16 protein-coding genes are annotated in these 23,482 nt (G+C 49.7%); 4 read left to right on the plus strand and 12 right to left on the minus strand.

The features are described 5' to 3' along the window. The first annotated feature begins 27 nt into the window (after positions 1-27). A complete protein-coding gene (gene argR / locus CWI78_RS04900; protein WP_126780812.1) occupies positions 28-501 on the plus strand; it encodes a transcriptional regulator ArgR in 474 nt (157 codons plus the stop codon). Here argR and CWI78_RS04905 read toward each other — a convergent pair. Next, entirely contained in the window at positions 477-1,445 is a 969-nt protein-coding gene (locus tag CWI78_RS04905) for a Dyp-type peroxidase (RefSeq protein WP_126780814.1), read from the minus strand. The two genes, argR and CWI78_RS04905, sit on opposite strands and share 25 nt — an antisense overlap. Before the next feature lie 116 nt (positions 1,446-1,561). On the opposite strand from CWI78_RS04905, the gene CWI78_RS04910 reads away from it, so the two are divergent. After that, the gene (locus tag CWI78_RS04910; protein WP_126780816.1) at positions 1,562-3,304 is read left to right on the plus strand and encodes a DUF885 domain-containing protein; all 1,743 of its coding nucleotides are present in this window, start codon (positions 1,562-1,564) and stop codon (positions 3,302-3,304) included. 222 nt (positions 3,305-3,526) lie between these two features. Here the strand turns inward: CWI78_RS04910 and CWI78_RS04915 are convergent, their stop codons facing one another. From CWI78_RS04915 to CWI78_RS04935, 5 genes are all read right to left on the minus strand, one after another. Further along, complete coding sequence (locus tag CWI78_RS04915; RefSeq protein ID WP_126780818.1) at positions 3,527-3,859, minus strand: type II toxin-antitoxin system RelE/ParE family toxin; 333 nt, start codon at positions 3,857-3,859, stop codon at positions 3,527-3,529. 9 nt (positions 3,860-3,868) lie between these two features. Then, positions 3,869-4,129 (minus strand): type II toxin-antitoxin system Phd/YefM family antitoxin, encoded by a 261-nt coding sequence (locus CWI78_RS04920; RefSeq protein ID WP_126780820.1) that lies wholly within the window; start codon positions 4,127-4,129, stop codon positions 3,869-3,871. 265 nt (positions 4,130-4,394) lie between these two features. Then, positions 4,395-6,983, minus strand: a complete 2,589-nt coding sequence (gene acnB, locus CWI78_RS04925; protein WP_126780822.1) for a bifunctional aconitate hydratase 2/2-methylisocitrate dehydratase — start codon at positions 6,981-6,983, stop codon at positions 4,395-4,397. A gap of 141 nt (positions 6,984-7,124) precedes the next feature. Beyond that, complete coding sequence (locus CWI78_RS04930) at positions 7,125-10,178, minus strand: efflux RND transporter permease subunit (RefSeq protein ID WP_126781048.1); 3,054 nt, start codon at positions 10,176-10,178, stop codon at positions 7,125-7,127. Continuing rightward, complete coding sequence (locus CWI78_RS04935; protein WP_126780824.1) at positions 10,178-11,245, minus strand: efflux RND transporter periplasmic adaptor subunit; 1,068 nt, start codon at positions 11,243-11,245, stop codon at positions 10,178-10,180. Before CWI78_RS04935 ends, CWI78_RS04930 begins: the two co-directional genes overlap by 1 nt. Before the next feature lie 107 nt (positions 11,246-11,352). On the opposite strand from CWI78_RS04935, the gene CWI78_RS04940 reads away from it, so the two are divergent. Both CWI78_RS04940 and CWI78_RS04945 read left to right on the plus strand, forming a co-directional pair. Further along, entirely contained in the window at positions 11,353-12,231 is an 879-nt protein-coding gene (locus CWI78_RS04940; RefSeq protein ID WP_126780826.1) for a LysR family transcriptional regulator, read from the plus strand. 75 nt (positions 12,232-12,306) lie between these two features. After that, positions 12,307-12,873, plus strand: coding sequence for an EexN family lipoprotein (locus CWI78_RS04945; protein ID WP_126780828.1), 567 nt, complete (start codon positions 12,307-12,309; stop codon positions 12,871-12,873). 265 nt (positions 12,874-13,138) lie between these two features. Here CWI78_RS04945 and CWI78_RS04950 read toward each other — a convergent pair whose 3' ends face one another. The 6 genes from CWI78_RS04950 to aceF form a co-directional block, all read right to left on the minus strand. After that, complete coding sequence (locus CWI78_RS04950; RefSeq protein ID WP_126780830.1) at positions 13,139-16,240, minus strand: efflux RND transporter permease subunit; 3,102 nt, start codon at positions 16,238-16,240, stop codon at positions 13,139-13,141. A gap of 8 nt (positions 16,241-16,248) precedes the next feature. Then, entirely contained in the window at positions 16,249-17,493 is a 1,245-nt protein-coding gene (locus tag CWI78_RS04955) for an efflux RND transporter periplasmic adaptor subunit (RefSeq protein WP_244213076.1), read from the minus strand. Positions 17,494-17,534: 41 nt separating this feature from the next. After that, entirely contained in the window at positions 17,535-17,888 is a 354-nt protein-coding gene (locus CWI78_RS04960) for a hypothetical protein (RefSeq protein ID WP_167468598.1), read from the minus strand. 86 nt (positions 17,889-17,974) lie between these two features. After that, entirely contained in the window at positions 17,975-20,044 is a 2,070-nt protein-coding gene (locus CWI78_RS04965) for a M13 family metallopeptidase (protein ID WP_126780834.1), read from the minus strand. Positions 20,045-20,179: 135 nt separating this feature from the next. After that, positions 20,180-21,607, minus strand: coding sequence for a dihydrolipoyl dehydrogenase (gene lpdA, locus CWI78_RS04970; RefSeq protein WP_126780835.1), 1,428 nt, complete (start codon positions 21,605-21,607; stop codon positions 20,180-20,182). 111 nt (positions 21,608-21,718) lie between these two features. Continuing rightward, positions 21,719-23,470 carry a dihydrolipoyllysine-residue acetyltransferase gene (gene aceF, locus CWI78_RS04975; protein ID WP_126780837.1) on the minus strand — a complete coding sequence of 584 codons (1,752 nt, stop codon included), beginning with the start codon at positions 23,468-23,470 and terminating at the stop codon, positions 21,719-21,721. Positions 23,471-23,482 lie beyond the last annotated feature (12 nt).

Raw genomic sequence — 23,482 nt, forward strand, 5'->3', positions numbered from 1 at the left:
TAATCAGCATAGGAATTTAACTCTCTCATGGTGCAAGACACGTTGCTTGAAGCTTTTAAAACCCTGCTCCGCGAAGAGCGTTATGGCTCTCAGGGAGAAATCGTTAACGCCCTGAAAACGGCGGGCTTTGACAATATTAGTCAGTCAAAAGTGTCGCGCATGCTGAGTAAGCAAGGGGCGGTTCGTACCCGCAATGCAAAACAAGAAATGGTCTACTGTTTACCGCCTGATTTAGCGGTACCTTCCACCAGAGCACCATTAAGCCAGCTTGTACTGGATATTCAGCATAATGATGTCATGGTCATTATTCGCACCAGCCCGGGCGCTGCGCAGTTAATTGCCCGGTTGCTTGACTCAGTCGGTAAAAAAGAAGGGGTACTGGGTACCATTGCCGGTGACGATACGATTTTTATTGCGCCACTCAAGGTTGCCGATATTGACTTTACCTTGCGAAAGGTCCGGGAGCTGTTCGCAAATCAGGCGGTACTGCCCTCTTCGTAATCCGAGGCGTCATAGCCCGATACGTCTTTGTTGTCTTCCATAAAACGCCGTGAAGGAACGAAGAAACCGGAACTGGACACCGCCTGAGAGTAATCAAGTAAAGGATCATAAGCACCTTGATCATCGGCGTAATAACGCGTTTTTAGCCACTGCACCACCGCTTTAGGTGTGTGACTAAAGTACATCGCCAACAGCCCTTGCTCACGCAGATCGCCCCAGGGCATATTCTGCCGCAATAAAGGAATAGGTTCTTCGTTCGCATTCATTAGTCGGCTTTTAGCGGCGTGTGTCACGCCTTCAATTTTCGCTTCTGACAAACGTTCTCCGGACACTTTCTCGCGCCCCATTAATTGTTCTTGTTTTTCCGGACCCAGTTGGTCCCAACGGCGCAGGTCGTGACGAAACTTCTGTACAAATAAGTAGCTGCCGTCGACAAAGTCTGCGTCGTCTTTCTCTTCAACCAGAGCGACGTTGCGTTTACGCATACCGCGCGGATTATCCGGAGCATCGATAAAGCCGGTTAAATCACGGCCGTCGAGATAACGAAACGAGCGAATTTGTTCGACCACTTCAATGTCATAACCAAACCATTCAATTAACGTACGCCCGGCCAGATAGTTAGCGTCGAAACGATCGCAACGAATTTGAATAATGAGATCATAGGGATGCCGTGGTGCTTCCCGGTCGCCATCGGACAGTTCCGGGAAAGCCTGCAGATGCAGTGGTCGCTTATGTGGATAGAGAATATCCCAGTAGTCTGCACCTATGGCCACAAAGCCTGTTAACATGGCTTCTGAAAAGCGGGCGTCAAGATCGCGTAAAATCGCTGGAAAGCGGGCGAGTTTGCGACGTAAACTCTCGACATCGTCGCTCATGACATGACAAAACAACGTCAGACCATGCAGATTAGGTTCCGCGTAGACTCCTGACTGAGCTTTATCCACCCTATTCTCCCGTTTAACTGTTATTTTTGTGGGTTCGTTCTATTCGCTTTTACATTAAATAGCGCACGAGGCATTATAGAATGCCTGTATTCGTTATGACACCGCAAGGAAAAATCATGCGTAATCTGATACTTATTTTTAGTTTGCTTGGGCTCGCCGCCTGCGCGACAACAACAGATAACCAAACCCAGCGCAGCAGTGCTCAACAACAAACGCCGGCTGCTGAGTTTCATCAGCTCGCTGACACTATCTGGGAAGGACTGAATAAGTCCAGTGATACCGAGTTGACTGATATGTCGCCAGAAGCGCTGGAGCAGCGCTACCAGCAGCGCTCGCAATGGCTTGAACAGCTGAACGCCATTAACCTTAATGCGCTTAGCCGGGATGACCAAATCAACCATGCCATGATCCACTATACGTTAAAGAACAAAGTGGATGAATACCGTTTCAATGCGCATTATATGCCGTTAACAGCGGAAGGTAGCTTTCATAGCTCGCTAGCGTTTATGCCGTCGTATACATCATTCTCATCGGCTGAAGACTATCAGAATTACATTGCAAAACTGCGCTCCATTCCACGTTATATGGAACAACAAACGCATTGGTTGCGCAAAGCGATAGAAGAAGGTTATACCCAGCCTGCAGCGGCTATGGCCGGCTTTGAAGAGAGCATACTGGCGTACATTGTACAGGATGCTAAAGAAAGCGTTTACTTCTCACCTTTTTCTCAGCAACCCGGCTTTGTTGATAGTGAACAATGGGAGCAGTTGAAGGAAGATGCACTGACCGCCATTGATAATCAGGTCATGCCAGCTTACGACGACTACTTTAACTTTATGGTCACCGAGTACCTGCCCAACTCACGCGAGAGCATTGGTGCCAGTGAACTGCCGAATGGTGAGGCCTTTTATCAAAACCGCATTAAGCATTACACCACACTGGATATGACCGCTGATGAAATCCATCAAATGGGTCTGCAGGAAGTAGCACGCATTCGCGGTGAAATGCTCGAAGCGATTGAAGCCAGCGGTTTTGACGGTGATTTTGACGAGTTTGTTGAGTTTTTACGTACCGACGACCAGTTTTATCCTGAAAGCGCGGAAGAATTACTGCAGTATGCGGCCTGGATAGCGAAGAAGATGGACGGTGAATTACCTAAGCTGTTCAAAACCTTACCGCGTAAGCCATACGGCATTGCTCCAGTTCCAGAAGAAATTGCACCGAAATACACCACCGGCCGTTATTCAGGGACCAATCGCGATGACCGTGCAGGTTTCTATTGGGTCAATACTTATGCGTTAGATCGTCGTCCTCTGTACCAAATGGAAGCACTGACACTGCACGAAGCCGTACCGGGCCACCATTTGCAAAACGCCATTGCCGGCGAATTAGAAGATGTACCGGAATACCGTCAACAGACCTACATTTCGGCTTTTGGTGAAGGCTGGGGCTTGTATTCTGAGTACTTAGGTCTGGAAGCCGGATTTTATGAAGACCCTTACAGCAACTTTGGTCGCTTGAGCTACGAAATGTGGCGTGCGGCACGCTTAGTGGTTGATACCGGCATGCATGCCAAAGGCTGGAGTCGTGAACGCGCAATGGACTTTATGGCCAATAATACTGCGTTGTCACTGCATAATGTGAAAACCGAAATTGACCGTTACATTACCTGGCCTGCGCAGGCACTTTCGTACAAGCTGGGCGAACTAACTATTAAGCGTTTGCGCAGCGAAGCAGAACAGCAGTTAGGTGATAAGTTCGACATCCGTGAATTCCACGATGCGGTACTGGAAAACGGCAGTGTGCCACTGAAAGTACTAGAACAACACATCAACGACTGGATTGCTGAGCAGAAATAACGGCATTGAACCATGAGTGCTGAGGTTACAAGGGCTTTTCCGGAGGACGCCCGCAAGTACTTCCCTGTAGGGCTTGAGCAGCGCCATCCATGGCGCTGCACACCTCCTGAAAAGCCCTTATAACCATCTGCGCACTCATTATTCACTGCCTGAATCAGCCTAACTTTTAAGCTCAACTCCGACCTGACTTTCTTCGCCGTTTCTGATAGTTGATTTGTTCACTCAGGAAATTGTTATTTGATAAAGCAACTCTTGGGTATTCTGTTTCTGTCGCAGAAAGGCCATGACGTAACTCGTTTTATCTTTCTCATCCAGACGAAATAAGATCTTATAATTATCTACTAGCATTACTCGATAGTCAGTGATACCTAACGTCTCAAGTTCATGAGAAATGGGGAATTGCAAAGGGTTATCGCCGAGTTTATTGGTGGCGAAATCAAGCAGTTGATGACCTAACCTAATAGCTTCTTCCTGACCCAGAAAAGATTCCATATAGCGAGTTAAAACAGCCAGAGTCTTATAACTGAGCTCGGTAAAATGAACATCGTAGTTCATAATTGAAGGCTAAAGCTCAAACTTCTTTGTGCTAAGCTCACGCTCTAGCCTTTCTTTTGCTTCGCTAAGAGATAGTAGATTCTGATTTCGAATATCCCGTTCAGCCAGATTCATCAATTTAAGTGTCGCGATAGCTTCGTCTCTCTGTCGAGCGCTGGCTTCTGACTCAATACGGTATACCGGATTTCCACCTTGAGTGACCACAATAGGTTCCTCAACGTCCAGTGACGCCGCATTTTGCTTAATGTAACTAATGGTTTTTATCTGCATAGCTCTCTCCCGACTGAACAGTCTAAATATAGACTATAAATAGACCACCTGCAAGCCAGGATATCTCACCGGATGTGAACATCAAGCTACTGAATATCGGGCACAAAAAAACCGCCGAAGCGGTTTTATAAGTTGCTAATGAGTGCGATCAACGGTTGCGAGGACTCTTAACGAGGTGTGCAGCGCCATGGATGGCGCTGCCCAAGCCCTACAGGGAAGTACTTGCGGGCGTCCTCGTAAAGAGTCCTTGCAACCTAAGCACTCATTAAGCCACGTTGATGGTTGGGATGATGTTTTCCTTGGCCGCTTTTTCTGCGTCGCGGAAGGCATCCATCTGGTCGAAGTTCAGGTATTTGTAGACTTCGCCAGCCATTGCGTTGATGTCTTGTGCGTATTCCAGGTATTCTTCCGGAGTTGGCAGACGACCAACAATAGCACCGACAGCTGCAAGCTCTGCAGAGGTCAGGTAAACGTTTGCGCCGTCACCTAAGCGGTTCGGGAAGTTACGTGTTGAAGTAGACAGTACCGTTGCGCCCGCTTCTACCCGTGCCTGGTTACCCATACACAGTGAACAGCCCGGCATTTCGGTACGAACGCCGTTACGCTCATAAATGTCGTAATAACCTTCGGCTTCCAGCTGGGTTTTGTCCATTTTCGTTGGTGGTGCAATCCACAAACGCGTATTCAATGGGTCAGAGTTTTTCTCTAACAATTTACCCGCTGCACGGAAGTGACCAATGTTGGTCATGCACGAACCAATGAAGACTTCGTCGACGTTGTCGCCGGCAACTTCACTCAGGAATTTAGCGTCGTCCGGGTCGTTCGGGCAACAAACAATTGGCTCTTTAATGTCGTTCAGATCAATTTCGATAACCGTTGAGTAGTCAGCGTCTTTGTCCGCACGAGTCAGCTCTGGATTTTCTAACCAATCTTCCATCTTACGGGCACGACGTTCCAGTGTACGTGTGTCGCCGTAGCCTTCGTTGATCATCCAACGCAGCATCGTGATGTTTGAACGCAAGTACTCAGCAACCGACTCTTCAGACAAGTCGATGGTACAACCGGCGGCTGAACGCTCAGCTGATGCATCCGATAATTCAAATGCCTGCTCAACGGTCAGGTTATCAAGACCTTCGATTTCTAAGATACGACCCGAGAAGATGTTTTTCTTGCCACGCTTATCAACGGTCAGGTGACCTTCTTTGATAGCAAACGCAGGAATGGCATGTACCAAGTCACGCAGGGTGATACCCGGCTGCATTTCGCCTTTGAAACGCACCAGTACAGATTCTGGCATATCCAGTGGCATAACACCGGTCGCTGCGGCGAACGCAACCAGACCAGAGCCTGCCGGGAATGAAATGCCCAGCGGGAAACGCGTGTGTGAGTCACCACCGGTACCAACCGTGTCTGGCAACAACATACGGTTCAGCCAGCTGTGGATTATACCGTCACCCGGACGCAAGCTTACGCCGCCACGGTTCATGATGAAGTCAGGCAAAGTGTGCTGAGTTTCAACGTCAACCGGCTTAGGATACGCGGCGGTGTGACAGAACGACTGCATTACCAGGTCTGAGTTAAAACCAAGGCAGGCTAAGTCTTTTAGCTCGTCACGAGTCATAGGGCCCGTGGTATCCTGAGAGCCTACAGTGGTCATCTTAGGTTCGCAGTACGCGCCCGGACGAACACCTTCCATACCACAAGCTTTACCGACCAGTTTCTGCGCCAGCGAGAAACCTTTGCCGCTGTCGGCTGGTTGTTCTGGCTTACGGAATAAGTCGGAAGGACCCATGCCCAGAGATTCACGAGCTTTTTCTGTCAGGCCACGACCAATGATCAGGTTAATACGGCCACCGGCACGCACTTCATCTAAAATAACGCGAGACGCATAATCGTACTCGGCAATAACTTCGCCGGCTTCGTTCTCGATTTTGCCTTCGTATGGGTAGATAGTGATGATATCGCCCATGTTCATTTTTTCGACGTCAGCTTCAAATACCAACGCACCAGCGTCTTTCATGGTATTGAAGAAAATAGGCGCGACTTTAGAGCCGATGCAGATACCGCCGGCACGTTTGTTCGGTGTGCCCGGCATGTCTTCACCAATGTTCCACAATACGGAGTTGGTTGCCGACTTACGCGACGAACCGGTACCCACGACGTCGCCAACGAAGGCAACCGGGTGACCTTTTTCTTTTAGTTCTTCAATCTGCTTGCCTGCATCAGTAATGCCTTCGCGTGGCATTTTGTACATAGCTTTTGCGTGCAGAGGAATGTCCGGACGAGACCAGGCATCCGGTGCCGGAGACAGGTCGTCAGTGTTGGTTTCGCCGGTCACTTTAAAGACGGTTGCTTTAATTGACTTAGCCAGTTGGTCGCTGTTGGTGAACCACTCGGCATTGGCCCAGGATTCAACCACTTCTTTCGCCAGCGCATTGCCGGTTTTCATTTTCTCTTCCACGTCGTGGAAGGCGTCGAACATTAAGATGGTTTCTTTTAATTCTTTTGCCGCCAGTTCAGCCAGCTGAGAATCGTCCAGCAATTCCACTAACGTGACGATGTTGTAGCCGCCGTGCATGTTACCCAGTAGTTTAACTGCGTATTCTTTGCTCACGACCGGGCTTTCAATTTCGCCCTTAACAACGGCGCTTAAGAAGCCCGCTTTTACGTACGCAGCTTCATCCACACCCGGTGGTACACGCTCGGCCAGCAGTTCAACCAGGAAATCTTCCTCGCCTGCCGGGGGATTTTTCAGTAATTCCACTAAATCGGCCACTTGCTCGGCGTTTAATGGTTTAGGAGGGATGCCTTCTGCGGCGCGCTCTTCCACGTGCTGACGATATTCTTTAAGCACTGATATTACCTCTCATTTGCTTGCATGAATTCTAGACGGTTCACTAGTGCGGCGCATTATACGGATTTTAAGGTTAAATTCCCATGACAGAGGGCTATAAATCAGATAATTCAGGGTATAAACAAGATGAATGCGCCCGGGTTACGGGCGCGGTACTCTTTGGACTATGGCGTACATGACGGGAACCACAAATAAGGTCAGAACGGTGGCAAAACCCAGACCGAACATGATGACCGTTGCCATGCTGGCAAAGAAGTCATCAAACAGCAGCGGTATCATCCCTAAAATGGTGGTTGCTGCTGCCATTCCGACCGGACGAACACGACTGACGGCGGCATCACTTAAGGCTTGAACGGCTTCTTTACCGGCATCCAGCTCTGTATTGACCTGCTCCAGCAACACCACGCCATTTTTAATGAGCATGCCGGACAAACTGAGAAAACCGAGTAAGGCCATAAAACCAAAGGGCTTATCCAGCAACAACAGCCCGACAGTCACACCAATAATGGAAAGCGGCACAGTGGTCCAGAGCACCGCCGCCTGACGAATGCTGTTGAATAGCAACACGGTAATGATAAACATAATCAAGAAGCCCATTGGCAGTGCGCCAAACAGTGCTTTTTGCGCTTTACCCGAGGCTTCGTGTTCCCCGCCCCAAGTCAGCTCGTAGCCCAGCGGCAACTCAATAGCTTCCAGTTCGGGTCGGACACGTTCAAATACCTGAGCCGCGGTTTCATCGCTGAGTAAATCATGATCCGCCATAACGGTGAGTGTTCGCTTACGGTCACGTCGAAGAATGAGCGGATCTTCCCAGGTGACATCAACCGAGCGGGCCACTTGCGCCAGCGGCACAAAACGGTCGAACACCGGGCTGTAAATTTGCAGCTCCTGCCAGTTATCCAGATCAACACGTTCTGCCGCAGGAGCGCGCTGCACAATAGGCAGCAAGTCGGTCCCGTCGCGGTAAACACCAATTTGCCGGCCTACAAAGTTAGCTAACAGCAGATTATTCACGTCTTCTTTGGTAATACCGGCCCGACGACCCGCGGCTTCATCATATTGCGGACGCAGCAACTTGGTCGGGTGACGCCAGTCCGATCGAATATTCACCGCGCCTTTGTCTTCAGACAGAATGGTCTGTGCCTTCTTACTTAACTGGCGCAGTACATCAATATCGGGGCCCGAGAAACGCGCTTCAATTTTTGCCGGTGTTGCCGGGCCAATTTCGACCCGTATCAGTTTATCCTCAACATCCGGGTGCTCTTCACGAAGACGCTGACGGATGTCCTTCATTAAAACATCCATGGTGTCTTTGTCTTCTACCCTGACCAACAATTGCGCGTAACTTTCGTAGCTTTTCTCCACCAGGTACGTCAGGGTAAAACGTGGCGCACCCTGGCCTATGGTCGTGGCCACTGAGGTCACTTCACTTTTCTCCAGCAGATAGTCCTCCAGGCGCTTGGAGTCCTGCTCAGTATGACGAATATCGGTGCCCTGCGGGTACCAGAGATCGACATAGAATAATGGCGTTGTCGATGGCGGGAAGAACGCCTGCTTCACCTGTCCAAACCCGGCAACAGCAGCGACCAGCATCGCTACCATCACAACCATGCTGACAATGCGGTGACGCAGACACACCGCCAGCATTTTTTTGTAGCCACGGTACACCGGGTGGGAGAACACATCGTCCTGGTCATTGCCATCACCAATGTCTTTCGCGGAATATAAGCGATCGGCTAAAAACGGAATAAGCGTCAGTGCCGTTACCCAGCTCAGTAGTAAAGAAATAAGCAGCACCCAAAACAAACTTCCGGCAAACTCGCCGGTGGCGTCTGACGACAAGCCAATAGGTGCGAAGGCAATAATGCCAATTATGGTAGCGCCCAGTAGCGGCCACTGATTTTGCTTCACCACGCTAACCGCGGCTTCTACTTTACTCATACCCCGGCGCATACCGACCATGATGCCATCGGCAATGACAATGGCGTTGTCCACCAGCATACCCAGAGCAATAATCAACGCACCCAGCGACACCCGCTGTAGGTTAATATCGCCCAGACGCATGAAAATAAAGGTGCCCAGAACCGTCAGCAGTAACACGGTGCCAATAAGCAGGCCACTGCGAAAACCCATGGTCAGCAACAGTGCAATAATAACAATAGCGACGGCTTCAACCAGGTTCAGCAAAAAGCCATTGACCGAGTTTTCAACCTGGTGCGGTTGATCATAAATACGGTCGACTGACATCCCTATCGGTTTGGCATAATCGAGCTCATCCAGCCGCTTTTGGATGCGCTCACCCACTTCGACCACGTTAACGTTGTCCGCAAAAGACAGAGCCAGCCAAAGCGAGGCTTGCCCGTTGTAACGCACCACATGATCAGGAATGTCTTTGGTTTCCCGATAGATGGTCGCCACGTCACTTAAGTAAATACGCTCATTGGCACCCGGGTTACTGATCACCAGCTTGGCCATATCCTCAACATTGGCAAACTCGCCACTGGTGGCAATGCGCAGCGCTTCCTGATCGACCGTTACCCGGCCCGCATTCGCTACCGCATTTTGTGTTTGCAGCAAACCGGCAATACGACTGGGTGGAACCCCAAAGTTAGCCAGCCGTGAGCGCGAAACCTCGACCACCACCTGCTCTTGTTGCTCGCCAGCCAGCATGACTTTGCCGACCCCGTCAATAAGCACCAGTTCGCGGCGTAAAAAATCCGCGTAATGCTCAATGTCTTTATAAGAATAGTCGGGCCCGGTAATGGCCATCATCACGCCATACACATCGGCAAAGTCGTCGCGAATAATGGGCTCACCGGTTCCGGGAGGAAGTTGAGTTTTGGCGTCGTTAATTTTGCGGCGTAATTCGTCCCAAATTTGACGCAGGTGTTCGGCCCGGTAGATGCTTTTCATCTCGACCGTTATTTGCGATAAGCCCGGTTTCGAAATGGACCTGACATTATCCACGTAGCTGAGTTCCTGAATAGCGTTTTCCAGCCGGTAAGTCACCTCTTCCTCGACTTGCTGCGCCGAAGCTCCGGAGTATGGCGTAATGACCATAGCCTGCTTAATGGTAAATTTAGGGTCTTCCAGACGCCCAAGCTGGGTCAGAGCAACCAAGCCACCAATCAGCAGAACCAGGAAAAACATCCAGCTGGTGGTCTTTCGCTCCATACTGTACTTAGCAATATTCATTACAGCCCCCGTTCGCGTTGCCATTCACGAACTTGCTGATTCTCCTTCAGCTGATGCACACCGGCCGTCACTATCGTTTCACCGGCTTCCAGTCCATCCAGTACCGTTAAACCATCGTTGGTCATTGGTCCGACATTCACTTTGCGCTTATGCACCCGCATGTCGTCGCTGACGACCCAGACATAAGAGGCATCACTGGTTTCGGTAAAGATTGCTTTGGCCGGTACAACCATGCCAATTTGAGACGAACGCAGCACCTGGTTGATATCGACAATAACCGTTGCTGTCATGCCGGGCAGAACATTGATGTCCTGCGGCTTGGGTAAAGTAAACACCACCTCATAGGAATTGGTTGCGCCATCAGACTGCGAGTCCCACTCTTTCAGATGAGCCGGATAGGTGAAATCGGGCGCGGCGTCGAAGCGCACTTCCGGCTGATAGTCGGTTTGCTTTTTTACCTTGGCAAAGAGCTTCTCGGGCACGTTAATGCTGATATCAATAGCGTTGCTGATTTGCAACGTGACAATGGGCTGCTTAGCCTGAACATTTTCGTAGGCTTCCACCGCCAAATTTGCGACAACGCCGTCAAAAGGCGCCGTTAGCTTGGTGTATTGAAGGTTGGCTTTGGCTGTTTCGTAATTGGATTTAGCAACCGCCAGTTCTGATTCGATTTGATCGAATTGCGCCTCTGACATCACCCCTTCACTCACCAACACCTGGTTTCGTTCGTATTGCGATGACGCTAACTCATATTGCGCTTTTGCCTGGTCTACGGCCAGTTGATAATCGGTTGGGTCCAGACGGGCAATGAGTTCGCCCTGTTTCACTTCTGTGCCCGGACGCGCCGGCAACTCAGTAATTTCACCCGCTACACGGAAGGTCAATTGAGCCACTTTAGCCGCCTCGACCACGGCCGGAAATTCACGCAGCCGGGGACCATTGGCTTCGCTTACCTGCATTAGTCGGGCAGGTCTCGCTTGCTGCTCTTCATTGACTTCTGCTTGCTCGCTACAGGCCACTAAAGTGACAGTAGCAACGACGCTTAAAACAGTTTTAAACCAGCGCATGACTTAAGTTCCGATAGTTTTTTGGGAAGTTTGATGGGAATAAGTTTACCGCAAGTATAGTTACAGTTATATTGAATTAAAATTAAAAAGACCATCAGTAAAACTTAATGAATTTATCCCACCTGCACATGATGATCACCGTTGCCCGCCTCGGTAGCCTGCAAAAGACCGCAGAGCAGCTTAACCGCACGCAGTCAGCTGTGAGCATGGCATTAAAAAAGCTGGAAGAAAACGCCGGGTTCGCCTTATTTAACCGCGAAGGCTATCGCTTAGAACTCACCGAACAGGGTCGGCATTTTCTACGGCAGGCAGAGGAAGTAGTGCGCCAGCAGCAACGACTGCAGTCGCTGGCTAACCAACTAAAGCATGGCGCCGAGCCGCTGCTGACGCTGTGCTATGACCATACCTGTGACAGCAAACTCTGGGTGCCCAGCATTCAGCACATTCAGCAACAATACCCGGCCACTGAACTGCACGTGGATGGTGAGTCGCAAATGCGCGCGTTAAAACGCATTGATAACGGCACCGCCGATTTAGCCCTGTGCCCCTGGCTCCCTCTGTTTCGTCAATACGGTGACTTTGAAACCTTACCGGTGGCGCCGTTTGAGTTAACGGTGGTTATGTCCGCTGCATTAATGAATGAGTTTGGACGCCTACCGCAAAGCCGCCAGGATTTATTGGAGTTGCCGATGCTGGTTCCGCAGAACCTGGAAATTGGCATTAACTTAGACTCGGTACTGCGCCTGCCCAGCCAGCAGCGCATAAGGGTGAATGAGGTTAACACTCAGTTCGAACTGCTGATGGCCGGTTTCGGCTGGGGCATTATTCCAAAACATATTGCGCAGGATGCCATTAAGCAGGGCAAACTGGTTGAAATTACCATTCCCGGGTTCATCCAACAGGTACGTCTGGAGATACACTTAGTACGCTCTGCAAACAGAACGCTGGGTCCCGCTGCCAACGCCATTTGGGAAAGTTTTGGCTGACATGGTTGTCTCACTTATCAATGCGATGTCAGTGTCTATTGGTCAGTACCGTAAACAAGGAAGGAGCTATTTCTTATGAGAAAATTCATACCGCTAAGTGCACTAGTCGTTTTATCTACTTTACTTGCAGGCTGTGATTCCCCTCCCTCTGACCGGGAGTCGATTGAGCTTTTTAAAGAACACAGAGCTTTACTAAAACAACTGCGGCAAGAAGGCTGTTCCTTCCTACAGGATCCAGATTTCAAACGATTAAGAATTCATGCAAATGAAATTGAATCTAGCGTTACCGGAAAGACATCTGGCTATGAAGAACAGTTTTATTCTAACGATTCTGTAAAAGAACGAGTCGATAAAGTAAAAGGACTTTTAAACGCTTTAGACGCCAAGTATTTTTTGATAATGAGAGGCAGCGGTGAAAATTACGTGACAAACTCAAGTTGCAGCTTAAGCATAGCTTTAACAACCTTTGGTATGCCAGCGGACACGGTAATTTCAGGTTTCGCCTTTAATCCTAAAAATGAGCACACCTTTAACCGACTAGAAGAATTACCGAAAAGAAAAGGCCAAGAGTCACTCTTGTACCGTTTTCGCTTAACGGAAGATGAAGCAGAGCCCTGGTATTTTTACTTTGAAAAAACCTAAACAGCCTCACCTGACTGCTCGGTTGCCTGATGTTCACATCAGTTGGGGTGGTGAATAAGGCGGCAGATGTAGAGCGCGCCTGACGGTTGCTGCGGACTATTGAGGAGGTGTGCAGCGCCATGGATGGCGCTGCCCAAGCCCTACAGGGAGGTATTCACGGGCGTCCTCCTCAATAGTCCCTGCAACCTCCAGCGCTCTACATCTGCCATCCTCATTCACCATTCCCACCTCTCCTTGATGCAAGAGGATCAAGCCACATCGGATCTTATTTCCGGGCCAAGTAGAACACGGCAGGAATGACCAGCATGGAGATTAGCGGCGCTAATACCATACCGCCGACCATAGGGGCGGCGATGCGCTGCATCACTTCGTTACCGACACCGCCGCCCAACATTATCGGTAATAAGCCGACGATAATGGTCAGGACGGTCATGGCTTTGGGTCTTACGCGCAGCAATGCGCCTTCTTCCACCGCTGCTTTTAGCTGATCTTTATCGTAGGCCACGGCTTTCCAGGCGTTGTTTAAATACAACAGCATGACCACGCCGAATTCCGCGGCAACACCGGCCAAGGCTATCATGCCGACAACAACCGCCAATGACAGATTGTAATCCAGCAAGTAAATCAACCACAGGCTGCCGGTTAGAGCTAAAGGCAAAGTGCCGATGACCAGCAATGCCTGAGGTAACGAACGGAAAGTCATGTAAAGCAGCAACAAAATAACCAATAGCGTCAGCGGAATAATCTCTTTTAAGTCACTTTCCACCTGTTGCATGGCTTTGTATTGCCCGGTCCAGCTCCAGTTGTAACCAACCGGAATGTCCAGGTTCGCCATAGCATCGCTAACTTGATTAATGTAGTCGCTAACCGTGACGCCTTTGGACGGCTCAATAAAAACCCAACTGCTTAAGCGAGCGTCTTCACTTTTCAGCATGGCGGGTCCCTGAGTCACCTTAATGTCAGCCACATCGGATAAGGTCAGCCATTGTCCTGAGGCCGATTTCACCGGCAGGGTTTTCAGCTTTTCGATATGGTCGCGTTGCTCCCGGGGATAACGTAGGTTAATAGGAAAACGCTCATTACCCTGTACCGATGTCGCAATATTCGCTCCACCAATGGCGTACTGAATATGATCGTGAATGTCACCTTGGCTGATGCCGTAACGGGCAGCCTCACGCAGTTTCGGCTCTATCTCGATATAACGACCGCCACCAGAGCGCTCTGCAATGACCGAACCTGTCGCCTGTTCTTCAGAAAGCGTACTTTCAATCCGGGTCGCCAACTTTTCTATTTCACGAAAGTCACTACCGCTGACTTTAATAGCCAACGGGGTTTTAACGCCGGTGGCCAGCATTTCAATGCGGGTACGAATGGGCTGTACCCAGGCGTTGGTCACACCGGGAATCTGCACCCGCTCATCCAGCTCAGCAATGATGTCGTCCACCGTGATTCCTTCACGCCATTCGCTTTCAGGCTTGAGGGTGATGCTGGTTTCTATCATGGTCATTGGTGCCGGATCGGTGGCGGTGTCAGCACGACCGACTTTACCAAACACACGATCAACTTCAGGTTGTTCTGCAATAAGCTCATCGGTTTTCTGTAGCAGCTTACCGGCACTTTCAACACTGATACCAGGCAGTGTGGTGGGCATGTACATGAGGTCACCCTCATGCAGTGGCGGCATCAGCTCGTAATTAAGCTGCTTATACGGGTGCCAGCCCGTTGCGGTAACCAGAAGCGCCAGCACAATAATGGTTTTAGGAAACTTGAGCGTAAAGGCCAACAAAGGTCGGTAAAGCGCAATTAAACCACGCGACAGCCAGTTCTTTTCCTCTGCAGGTATCTTCCCGCGCACCAGTAAAGCAATCAGCACCGGTATCAGCGTTACTGCAATAATTGCGGCGGCGGCCATAGCCAGCGTTTTGGTATAGGCTAAGGGTTCGAACAGACGCCCCTGCTGACCTTGCAGCACAAACACCGGAACAAAGCTGACAGTAATGACTAACAGGGAGAAGAACAGTGACGGCCCCACTTCGCGACAGGCTTCATTAACAATTTTCAGGCGCGCGGCGCCTTTGGCGACTATTTGATGCCGTTCCTGATAATTCTGCAGATGCTTATGGGTGTTTTCGATCATGACAATGGCGGCATCGACCAGCGCGCCAATAGCAATGGCGATTCCCCCCAGGCTCATAATATTGGCGCTGATACCCAGCATGTTCATGATCCACACCGCGAACAGGACCGACAGCGGTAAACTGATAATGGCCACCACCGCCGAGCGCGCATGCCAGAGAAACAAAATGCACACCACAGCGACAAAGAACATCTCTTCAATGAGCTTGGTGGTGAGGTTATCTGTCGATGCCTGGATCAGGCTTGAACGGTCATAGGTCGGCACCACCTTAACCCCCTCTGGCAGGCCCTGCTTGAGCTGTTCAAGTTTGTCTTTAACGGCGGCAATGGTTTGTAGGGCGTTTTCACCATGGCGCATCACGACAATACCGCCCACGACTTCGCCGTCACCGTTCAGCTCTGTAATGCCACGGCGTACCTGGGGCCCAATGCGAATATTAGCCACTTCTTCCAACATCACCGTCCCCTGCTGCTCTGATGTGAGCGGCAAGGGAATTTTGCGAATGTCTTCGACACTTTTTAAATACCCTAAGCCGCGCACCATGTATTCGGCTTCACCCATTTCAACCACGGAGCCGCCCACTTCGTTATTGGCCTGCTGAATGGTTTGCTTAATTTGCTTCAGGGTCAGGTTATAACGGTGGAGAGCTTCCGGCTGCACCACCACCTGATAGGTTTCGACCATACCACCAACCGTGGCAATTTCTGCTACCCCCTGCACACTTTGCAGCTCCTGTTTTAAGAACCAATTCTGCAGGCGTGTCAGTTCCCCCAGGTTACGCTGGTTGGTTTCGTCAACTAAGGCGTATTGATACACCCAGCCAATGCCGGATGCATCGGGGCCTAACTCCGGCCGAACTTGCTCCGGAAGCTGGCTTTGTGCCTGATCCAGATATTCGTTCACTCGGCTTCTGGCCCAGTAAGGGTCGGTACCGTCTTCAAAAATAACGTAAACGTAAGAGTCACCAAAAAACGAAAAACTACGTACTGAAGTGGCTTTAGGTACGGACAGCATCACACTGGAGAGCGGATAGGTTACCTGCTCTTCCACCACCGCCGGCGCTTGTCCCGGGTAATTGGTTTTGACGATAACCTGGACTTCCGACAAGTCCGGTATTGCGTCCAGTTTGGTTTGCTGCAGCGACTGCCAGGCCCAGAATGTCAGGCCTAAGAACAGCAGCAACACCATCCACGAGTTACGTATGGAGGTTTCGATAATACGAGCTAACATAAAACCTCCTAGTGGTTGTGTTGTGGCGCAGGAGCGTCGTTGTCACTGCTATCCGGACCCAGGCCTTGCAGACTGGCCTCTGAATCCAGCAGGAACTGCCCGGAAGTAACCACTAACTCACCTTCCTGCAAGCCTTCTTCAATGGCAATTTCGTTACCCACACGCAGCCCGGTCGTCACTTCGCGCACCTCAAATTCGCGCGCTCCAGATTTTACCACCACGCGGTTATTAGCTCCGGTGACAATTAAGCTGGCAACCGGCACAACCACAACGTCCTTTACTGGCTCCAGTTCAATGTGCGCGGTTGCCCATAGACCTTCGCGCAGCCGGTCAATGGAGTCGTTAACCGGAATACGGACTTTGATGGTCTGGGTTGCCGGGTCCACTTGCGGATAAATGTAGTCAATGGTGTTCATCCAGTGGCCGCCAGGGAAATGCTCAGAGGAAATATGCGCCATTTGCCCGGTTTTTAACTGCTTACTGTAACGCGCCGGAACATCCGCAAAAAACCACAGCTGATTGTCCTGTGTCAGCGTCAGTAACTTAAGCCCGGGCGACACGTACATGCCTTCCTGAATATCTAGGCTGGTAATATAGCCAGACTCGGGTGCGTAATAGTCCACCACATATTCGGTCTCGCCGCCTTGCTCCAGCGCTTTAATTTGCGCTTCGCTCATACCGAGCAAGCGCAAACGTTGCTGGCCGCGGCGTTTAAAACTTTGCTGGTTGCTGCCATTGCGAATATCCGAAATTGAATCCAATAATTGCAGATAGTCGTCCTGTGCAACCACTAAGTCAGGCGCGTACAGGCTGTAAAGTTTATCGCCTTTTTCTACCCACTGACCTTCAACGTCGGCGTGCAATTCTTCTACCCAGCCTTCAGCGCGACTGTGGATATGCCGCTGAGCAGACTCCTGCCAACGCACCTGAGCCTGCGCCATGAGTTGCGGCTGTAAGTCTTTACGCTGAACTGTCGTTGTAGTGACCCGAATGGCCTGCTGGCTGGACTCTGGTACGGTGAAGCTTTTTTCAGCTTCATGCTCAGAAAGGTCCTGCTTAGGCTCTTTTTTAACCAGATCCATACCGCAAATTGGGCAGGTTCCCGGCTCGTCACGAGCCACCTGACTGTGCATAGGGCACACATATTCGGAGCTCTGCTCGAACGGGTTTTGATCTTCTGAATGATTATGATTGTGTTCCTGAGCCAAAGTTAACAACGGGATCAGGATGAATACAGCTATCCAATAACGCATTGGTATTTCCTCGAAAACGGTTTAAGACGTAAAAAGTGGACTTAAACTGCGTATTTCGGCGGACGTATCAGCGTTTCAGTAATAACCGGAAGGTTTGAATAAGTGGGCTCCGCAGCGTCAGTGGCTGCTGCTGGCGAAAGTTGTTTGAACGGATTTATCAGTGCCAGTTGACCAGCACAATGTTGTTCGCACTGCTGGCAAAAGGAGCTTTCGCTGTCGCAGTTCGATTGTTCCATCGACATGTCAGACTCATCACAACAGTCATGCTGTGACATATCGTGAGATGACAAAGCACTAACGGTGTCTGACATCGGCATAGCATGTATTGCTGGTGAGGAGAAACTCTCCACCAGCAATACTGTAACTAATACCCAGACAACCGTTAGTGTTTTCATATTTCCTAATACGTAGCCTGACATTTATGTCAGGCCCCACATTGCTCCTGATGTAAACATCAGGCTACGTGCGTCATACCAATATCTTACCAGATAGTAACGCGCTGTTCAGCAGGAACGAACAACTCGTCGCCTTCATTAACATCAAAGGCTTCATAAAACGCCGGAACGTTCACAACGGTACCATTTACACGATACACCGCTGGTGAATGCGGGTCGCTCATCACCTGCTCACGAATAGCATCTTCACGATACTTGCCGCGCCATACCTGAGCCCAGCCAATGAACACACGCTGTTCGCCGGTAAAGCCATCAAGAACTGGCGCTTCTTCGCCGTCTAAAGACATTTTGTACGCCTCGTACGCAATAGTCAGGCCGGCTAAATCGCCAATGTTTTCGCCCAGAGTCAGGTCGCCATTAACATTAAGGCCTTCAATTGGCTCGTACTGGCTATACTGTTCAGACAGCTGCTGAGTCCGTTCCTCGAATGCTTTCTTATCAGCATCGGTCCACCAGCTTTGTAAGTTGCCGTCGCCATCGTATTTAGACCCCTGATCGTCAAATCCGTGTCCCATTTCGTGGCCGATTACCGCACCGATACCACCGTAGTTGACCGCCATTTCAGCGTCCATATCAAAGAACGGAGGCTGCAGAATGCCAGCAGGGAAAACGATTTCGTTACGTACCGGGCTGTAGTAAGCATTCACTGTTTGTGGCGTCATACCCCAGTCTTCTTCATCCACAGGACCGCCAATTTTGGCAATTTCTTCCTGATAATTGAACTCAGCGTAAGCTTTGTAGTTAGCAACTAAGTCGGTTGACGAAATTTCCAGTTCACTGTAGTCACGCCACTTGCTTGGATAACCTACTTTCGGATCAAATTTCTCAAGCTTCTCTAAGGCTTTTTCTTTGGTCTCGTCCGTCATCCACTCCAGATTGCGAATAGACTGACCATAAGCATCACGAAGATTTTCGATCAAACCTTCCATTTTTTCTTTCGCTTCTGGCGGGAAGTACTCTTTTACGTAAACCTGCCCCAGCACTTCACCTAATACACTGTTGGTTGCGTCTACTGCGCGTTTCCAGCGAGGTTCCTGCTCTGGTGTACCACGTAAGGTTTTACCATAGAAATCGAAGCGACGCTTGCTGATATCTTCGCTTAGTGCAGAAGCGTATTCGTTCACCAGACGGAAACTTAAATAGTCTTTCCACGCCTGTAAGTCGACGTCGTTAAACAGCTCGCCAAATTCTTCAAAATAAGACGGCTGACGAATCACCATTTCTTTTACATCAGACAATTCTGAGGTATCAATGAAACGTTTGAAATCAAAATCGGCCAACATATCAGCAACTTCTTCAGCCGATTTTTTATTGTAGGTTTTATCAGCGTCGCGACTTTCTACTCGGCTCCACTGAATATCAGCCAGTTGAGTTTCTAGCTCCAGAATACGTTCAGCGGCGTCATCAGCATTTTCAACGCCGACCATTTCCAGAATGTCTTCGGCGTATTCGAGGTAAGCATCGCGAAACTCTTCAAACTTTTCATCGTCTTTCAGGTAGTAGTCGCGATCGGGAAGACCAAGCCCGGACTGTGAAACATACATTGCATTAATTTGTGGGTCTTTCGCATCCGGATAAACATAAAAGCCAAATGGAACCGTTACACCACCACGGAACATCCGTGCCATATGTTCGGCAACTGAGTCGTGGTCTTCTAACGCCTGAATTGCGTCTAAGTCGCTTGCAATTGGTTTTGCACCCAACTCGTTCAGCGTTTCAACGTCCATATAGGCGTTGAAGAAGTCACCAATTTTACGCTCATTGGTACCCGGTTCAGGGTTGGTTGACGCCGCTGATTCAATAATGTCACGCAGACGTTTCTGGTTCTGTTCACGCAGGTCGTAAAACGCGCCAATTGAGGAACGATCAGAAGGGATTTCGGTTTTATCAATCCAGGTACCGTTTACGTAACGGAACAGATCGTTTTCTGGTTTAACGCTGTGGTCAAAGTTTTCCAGCACCACGCCTGAACTCAATTCTTGTTTTGCTTCTTCAGCCTGCTGGGTTTGCTGTTTAGATTCTTCTTGCTGCGGAGAGCATGCGCCCAGAGTTAAAGCCATAGATACGCCAAGCGCTACAGCGGTTAATTTTCTCATCGGTTGTTACCCTTTCTTTAGTGTTCGTTATTTTAACCCCACTAAACTAGCGCATTGTTAAATTCAGCGCAAAAAAAAACGGCCGCATTCGCGATGAATACGGCCGTTTTACCGATGATTTATCGTAACAAAGTGTTACTTCTTCTTTTTCGCCTTAGGATTCGGCATATCGGTAATTGAGCCTTCATGAAGTTCTGACGCTAAACCAACCGATTCGTGTAAGGTTGGGTGCGCGTGAACCGTCAGAGCGATATCTTCTGCATCACAGCCCATTTCAATGGCCAGACAAATTTCACCCAGTAACTCACCGGCGTTAGTACCACACATGGCACCGCCAATAATCCGGTTGTTCTTATCAAAGATAAGCTTGGTCATGCCCTGCTGCGCGTTAGAAGCAATTGCACGGCCCGACGCAGACCATGGGAAGGTCACTGCATCGTATTCAATACCTTGCTCTTTTGCTTCTTTTTCAGTCACACCGGCCCATGCAACTTCCGGGTTGGTGTACATGATAGAAGGAATCACCTTCGGTTCGAAGAAGTGCTTCTTACCTGAAATAACTTCAGCTGCCACATGCGATTCGTGTACCGCTTTGTGCGCCAGCATAGGCTGACCGACGACATCACCAATAGCGAAAATGTGATCGACGTTGGTACGCATTTGGCTGTCCACTTTGATAAAGCCACGATCATCAACATTAACGCCAGCTTTGTCAGCGTCAATCTTGTTACCGTTTGGCGCACGGCCTACTGCCACCAGAACCGCGTCGTATTTGACCGGATCTTTTGGCGCTTTATCACCTTCAAAAGTGACGTAAACACCGTCTTTTTTCGCTTCAACGTTGGTTGCTTTGGTGCTGAGCATCACGTTTTCAAAGCGGCCTTTAATTTGCTTGTTGAAGCTCTTGATAATGTCAGCATCGGCTGGCGGTACCAACTGATCCGTCATTTCAACCACATCAACTTTAGAGCCTAATGACGCATAAACCTGACCCATTTCCAGAGCGATAATACCGCCACCTAACAACAGCATTTTCTTTGGAATTTCTTTCAGTTCAAGTGCGTCAGTAGAATCCCATACGCGGTCGTCGTCATGTGGAATGAACGGTAACTTAATGGCCTGAGAGCCCGCAGCAATAATGGCGTTATCGAATTTCACTTCGGTTTCGCCGTCGTCACCTTCAACTTTGATGGTGTTGCTGCCGGTAAATTTGCCGTAACCATTAACGACTTTTACCTTACGCATTTTTGACATCTGACCAAGACCACCGGTTAACTGACCAACCACTTTTTCTTTGTGCTTACGCAGTTTGTCCAGATCAATCTTCGGTTCACCAAACTCAATACCTTCTGCGGCCAGGTGTTGCGCTTCTTCAATGTGTTTGGTCATGTGCAATAGTGCTTTTGACGGGATACAGCCAACATTAAGGCAAACACCACCTAAGGTGCTGTAACGCTCAATCAAAACAACATCCAGACCCAAATCAGCTGCACGGAAAGCCGCTGAATATCCACCTGGGCCCGAACCTAACACTACTACCTGTGTTGTAATTTTGTCGCTCATGTTAACCCCTTTTTTGTCACAGCCAGTTGAGCCACCGGCCGCGGTCAGTCAACGCTAAATGTGGCGCTATTGTAGCGCGAATTAATTCGTATTTCCCGTCCAAATTGGTGCTTAAAGCACCAATTTGCGGATATCGCCCAACACGCCGCTTAAGTAAGCGGTGAAACGTGCGGCTTCTGCCCCATCAATGACTCGATGGTCATACGACAGTGACAACGGCAACGTCAGGCGTGGTTCAAACTCCTTGCCGTTCCATTTTGGTTTCATTTCATTACGGGAAACTCCCAAAATGGCAACGTCAGGTGCATTAACAATTGGCGTAAACGCTGTACCGCCAATACCACCCAGGCTGGAAATTGAGAAGCAGCCGCCTTGCATATCGGTTGCTTTCAGTTTGCCGTCACGAGCTTTAGAACTAATTTCCACCAGCTCTTCCGACAGCTCGTAAATGCCCTTTTTGTCGACATCACGAATCACCGGAACCACCAGACCGTTTGGCGTATCAACGGCAATGCCAATGTTGACATACTTCTTCATGTACAACGATTCCCCCGACTCTGACAACGAAGAGTTAAAGGTCGGGAATTCGCGCAATGCTTTGGCACAAGCTTTCAGAATGAACACCAGTGGGGTAATTTTGAAGCCCAGATCCTGCTTCTTCGCCACTTCGTTTTCTGACTTACGGAAGTTTTCCAGCTCGGTAATATCCGCTTCATCGAATTGCGTCACGTGAGGAATAGTGACCCAGTTACGATGCAGATTCGGTCCCGATTTACGCTGAATGCGTGACAGCTGAACTTCTTCCACTTCGCCAAACTTGCTGAAGTCGACTTTCGGCGGATCAATCACCTGCAGTCCACCACCGCCCTGACCAGTTGAGCCGGCCACAGCTTTCGGACGGGACAGCTCGTATTTAACAAAATCCTGCACGTCTTCTTTCAGTATGCGGTCTTTAGGTCCAGTGCCTTTGACTTGCGACAAGTCGACACCAAACTCACGCGCAACACGGCGAACCGCCGGTGACGCATGCAGTACGCCCTCTTTGCGATCGCTACGCTGACTTGGGTGATCAGGAACCGGCGGCTGGCGTTCGCTACTTGGCTTAACGCTGCCACCACTGTCTTTTTCTTGGTCCTGCTCTTTGTCGTCAGACTTTTTATCCGATTCCTTTCCGGACTCTTTAGCAGGTTCTTTCTCTTCAGCTTCAGAGTCATCAGCGCCACCGGAAACTTTCAGTTTCGCAATAACAGAGCCCTGCGAGACTTTATCGCCGACATTGACCAGCATTTCTTCAATTTCACCATCTTCCGGGCAAGGCACATCCATAGTGGCTTTGTCGGTTTCCAGTGTAATCAAGCCATCTTCAGCGGACACCGAATCGCCTTTAGAGACCAGGATTTCGATGATTTCAACGTCTTCCTCATCACCAATGTCCGGTACTTCTACATCAATAACTTTGCTGCCACCACCAGAAGATTTCTTCTCAGGTTCAGAGTCTTCGTCTTTCTCTTCTTCCTGTTTGTCTTCCGATTTTTCAGCTTTGTCTTCGGTTTCTTCTTCGTCAGCTTTGTCGCTGGCTTCTTCAGCTTCTTCGCTGTCAGAGTCGTCCGACTCTTCCGAATCACCGGAAGCCTCGACCATTGCCAGTACATCGCCTTCGCTAATGGTATCGCCGACTTTTACCTTCAGCTCGGTAATTTTACCGCCTGAAGACGCCGGAATGTCCATGGAAGCTTTGTCGCTTTCAACAGTCACGATACCGTCTTCCTGTTCAACGGTATCGCCTTCACTGACCAGAATTTCAATGACTTCTACTTCTTCGCCGCCCACGTCGGGGACTTTGAGTTCGATTTGATCGGCCATCTCAGTACCTCC

The sequence above is a fragment of the Idiomarina ramblicola genome, assembly GCF_003987255.1.
Classification (GTDB): domain Bacteria; phylum Pseudomonadota; class Gammaproteobacteria; order Enterobacterales; family Alteromonadaceae; genus Idiomarina; species Idiomarina ramblicola.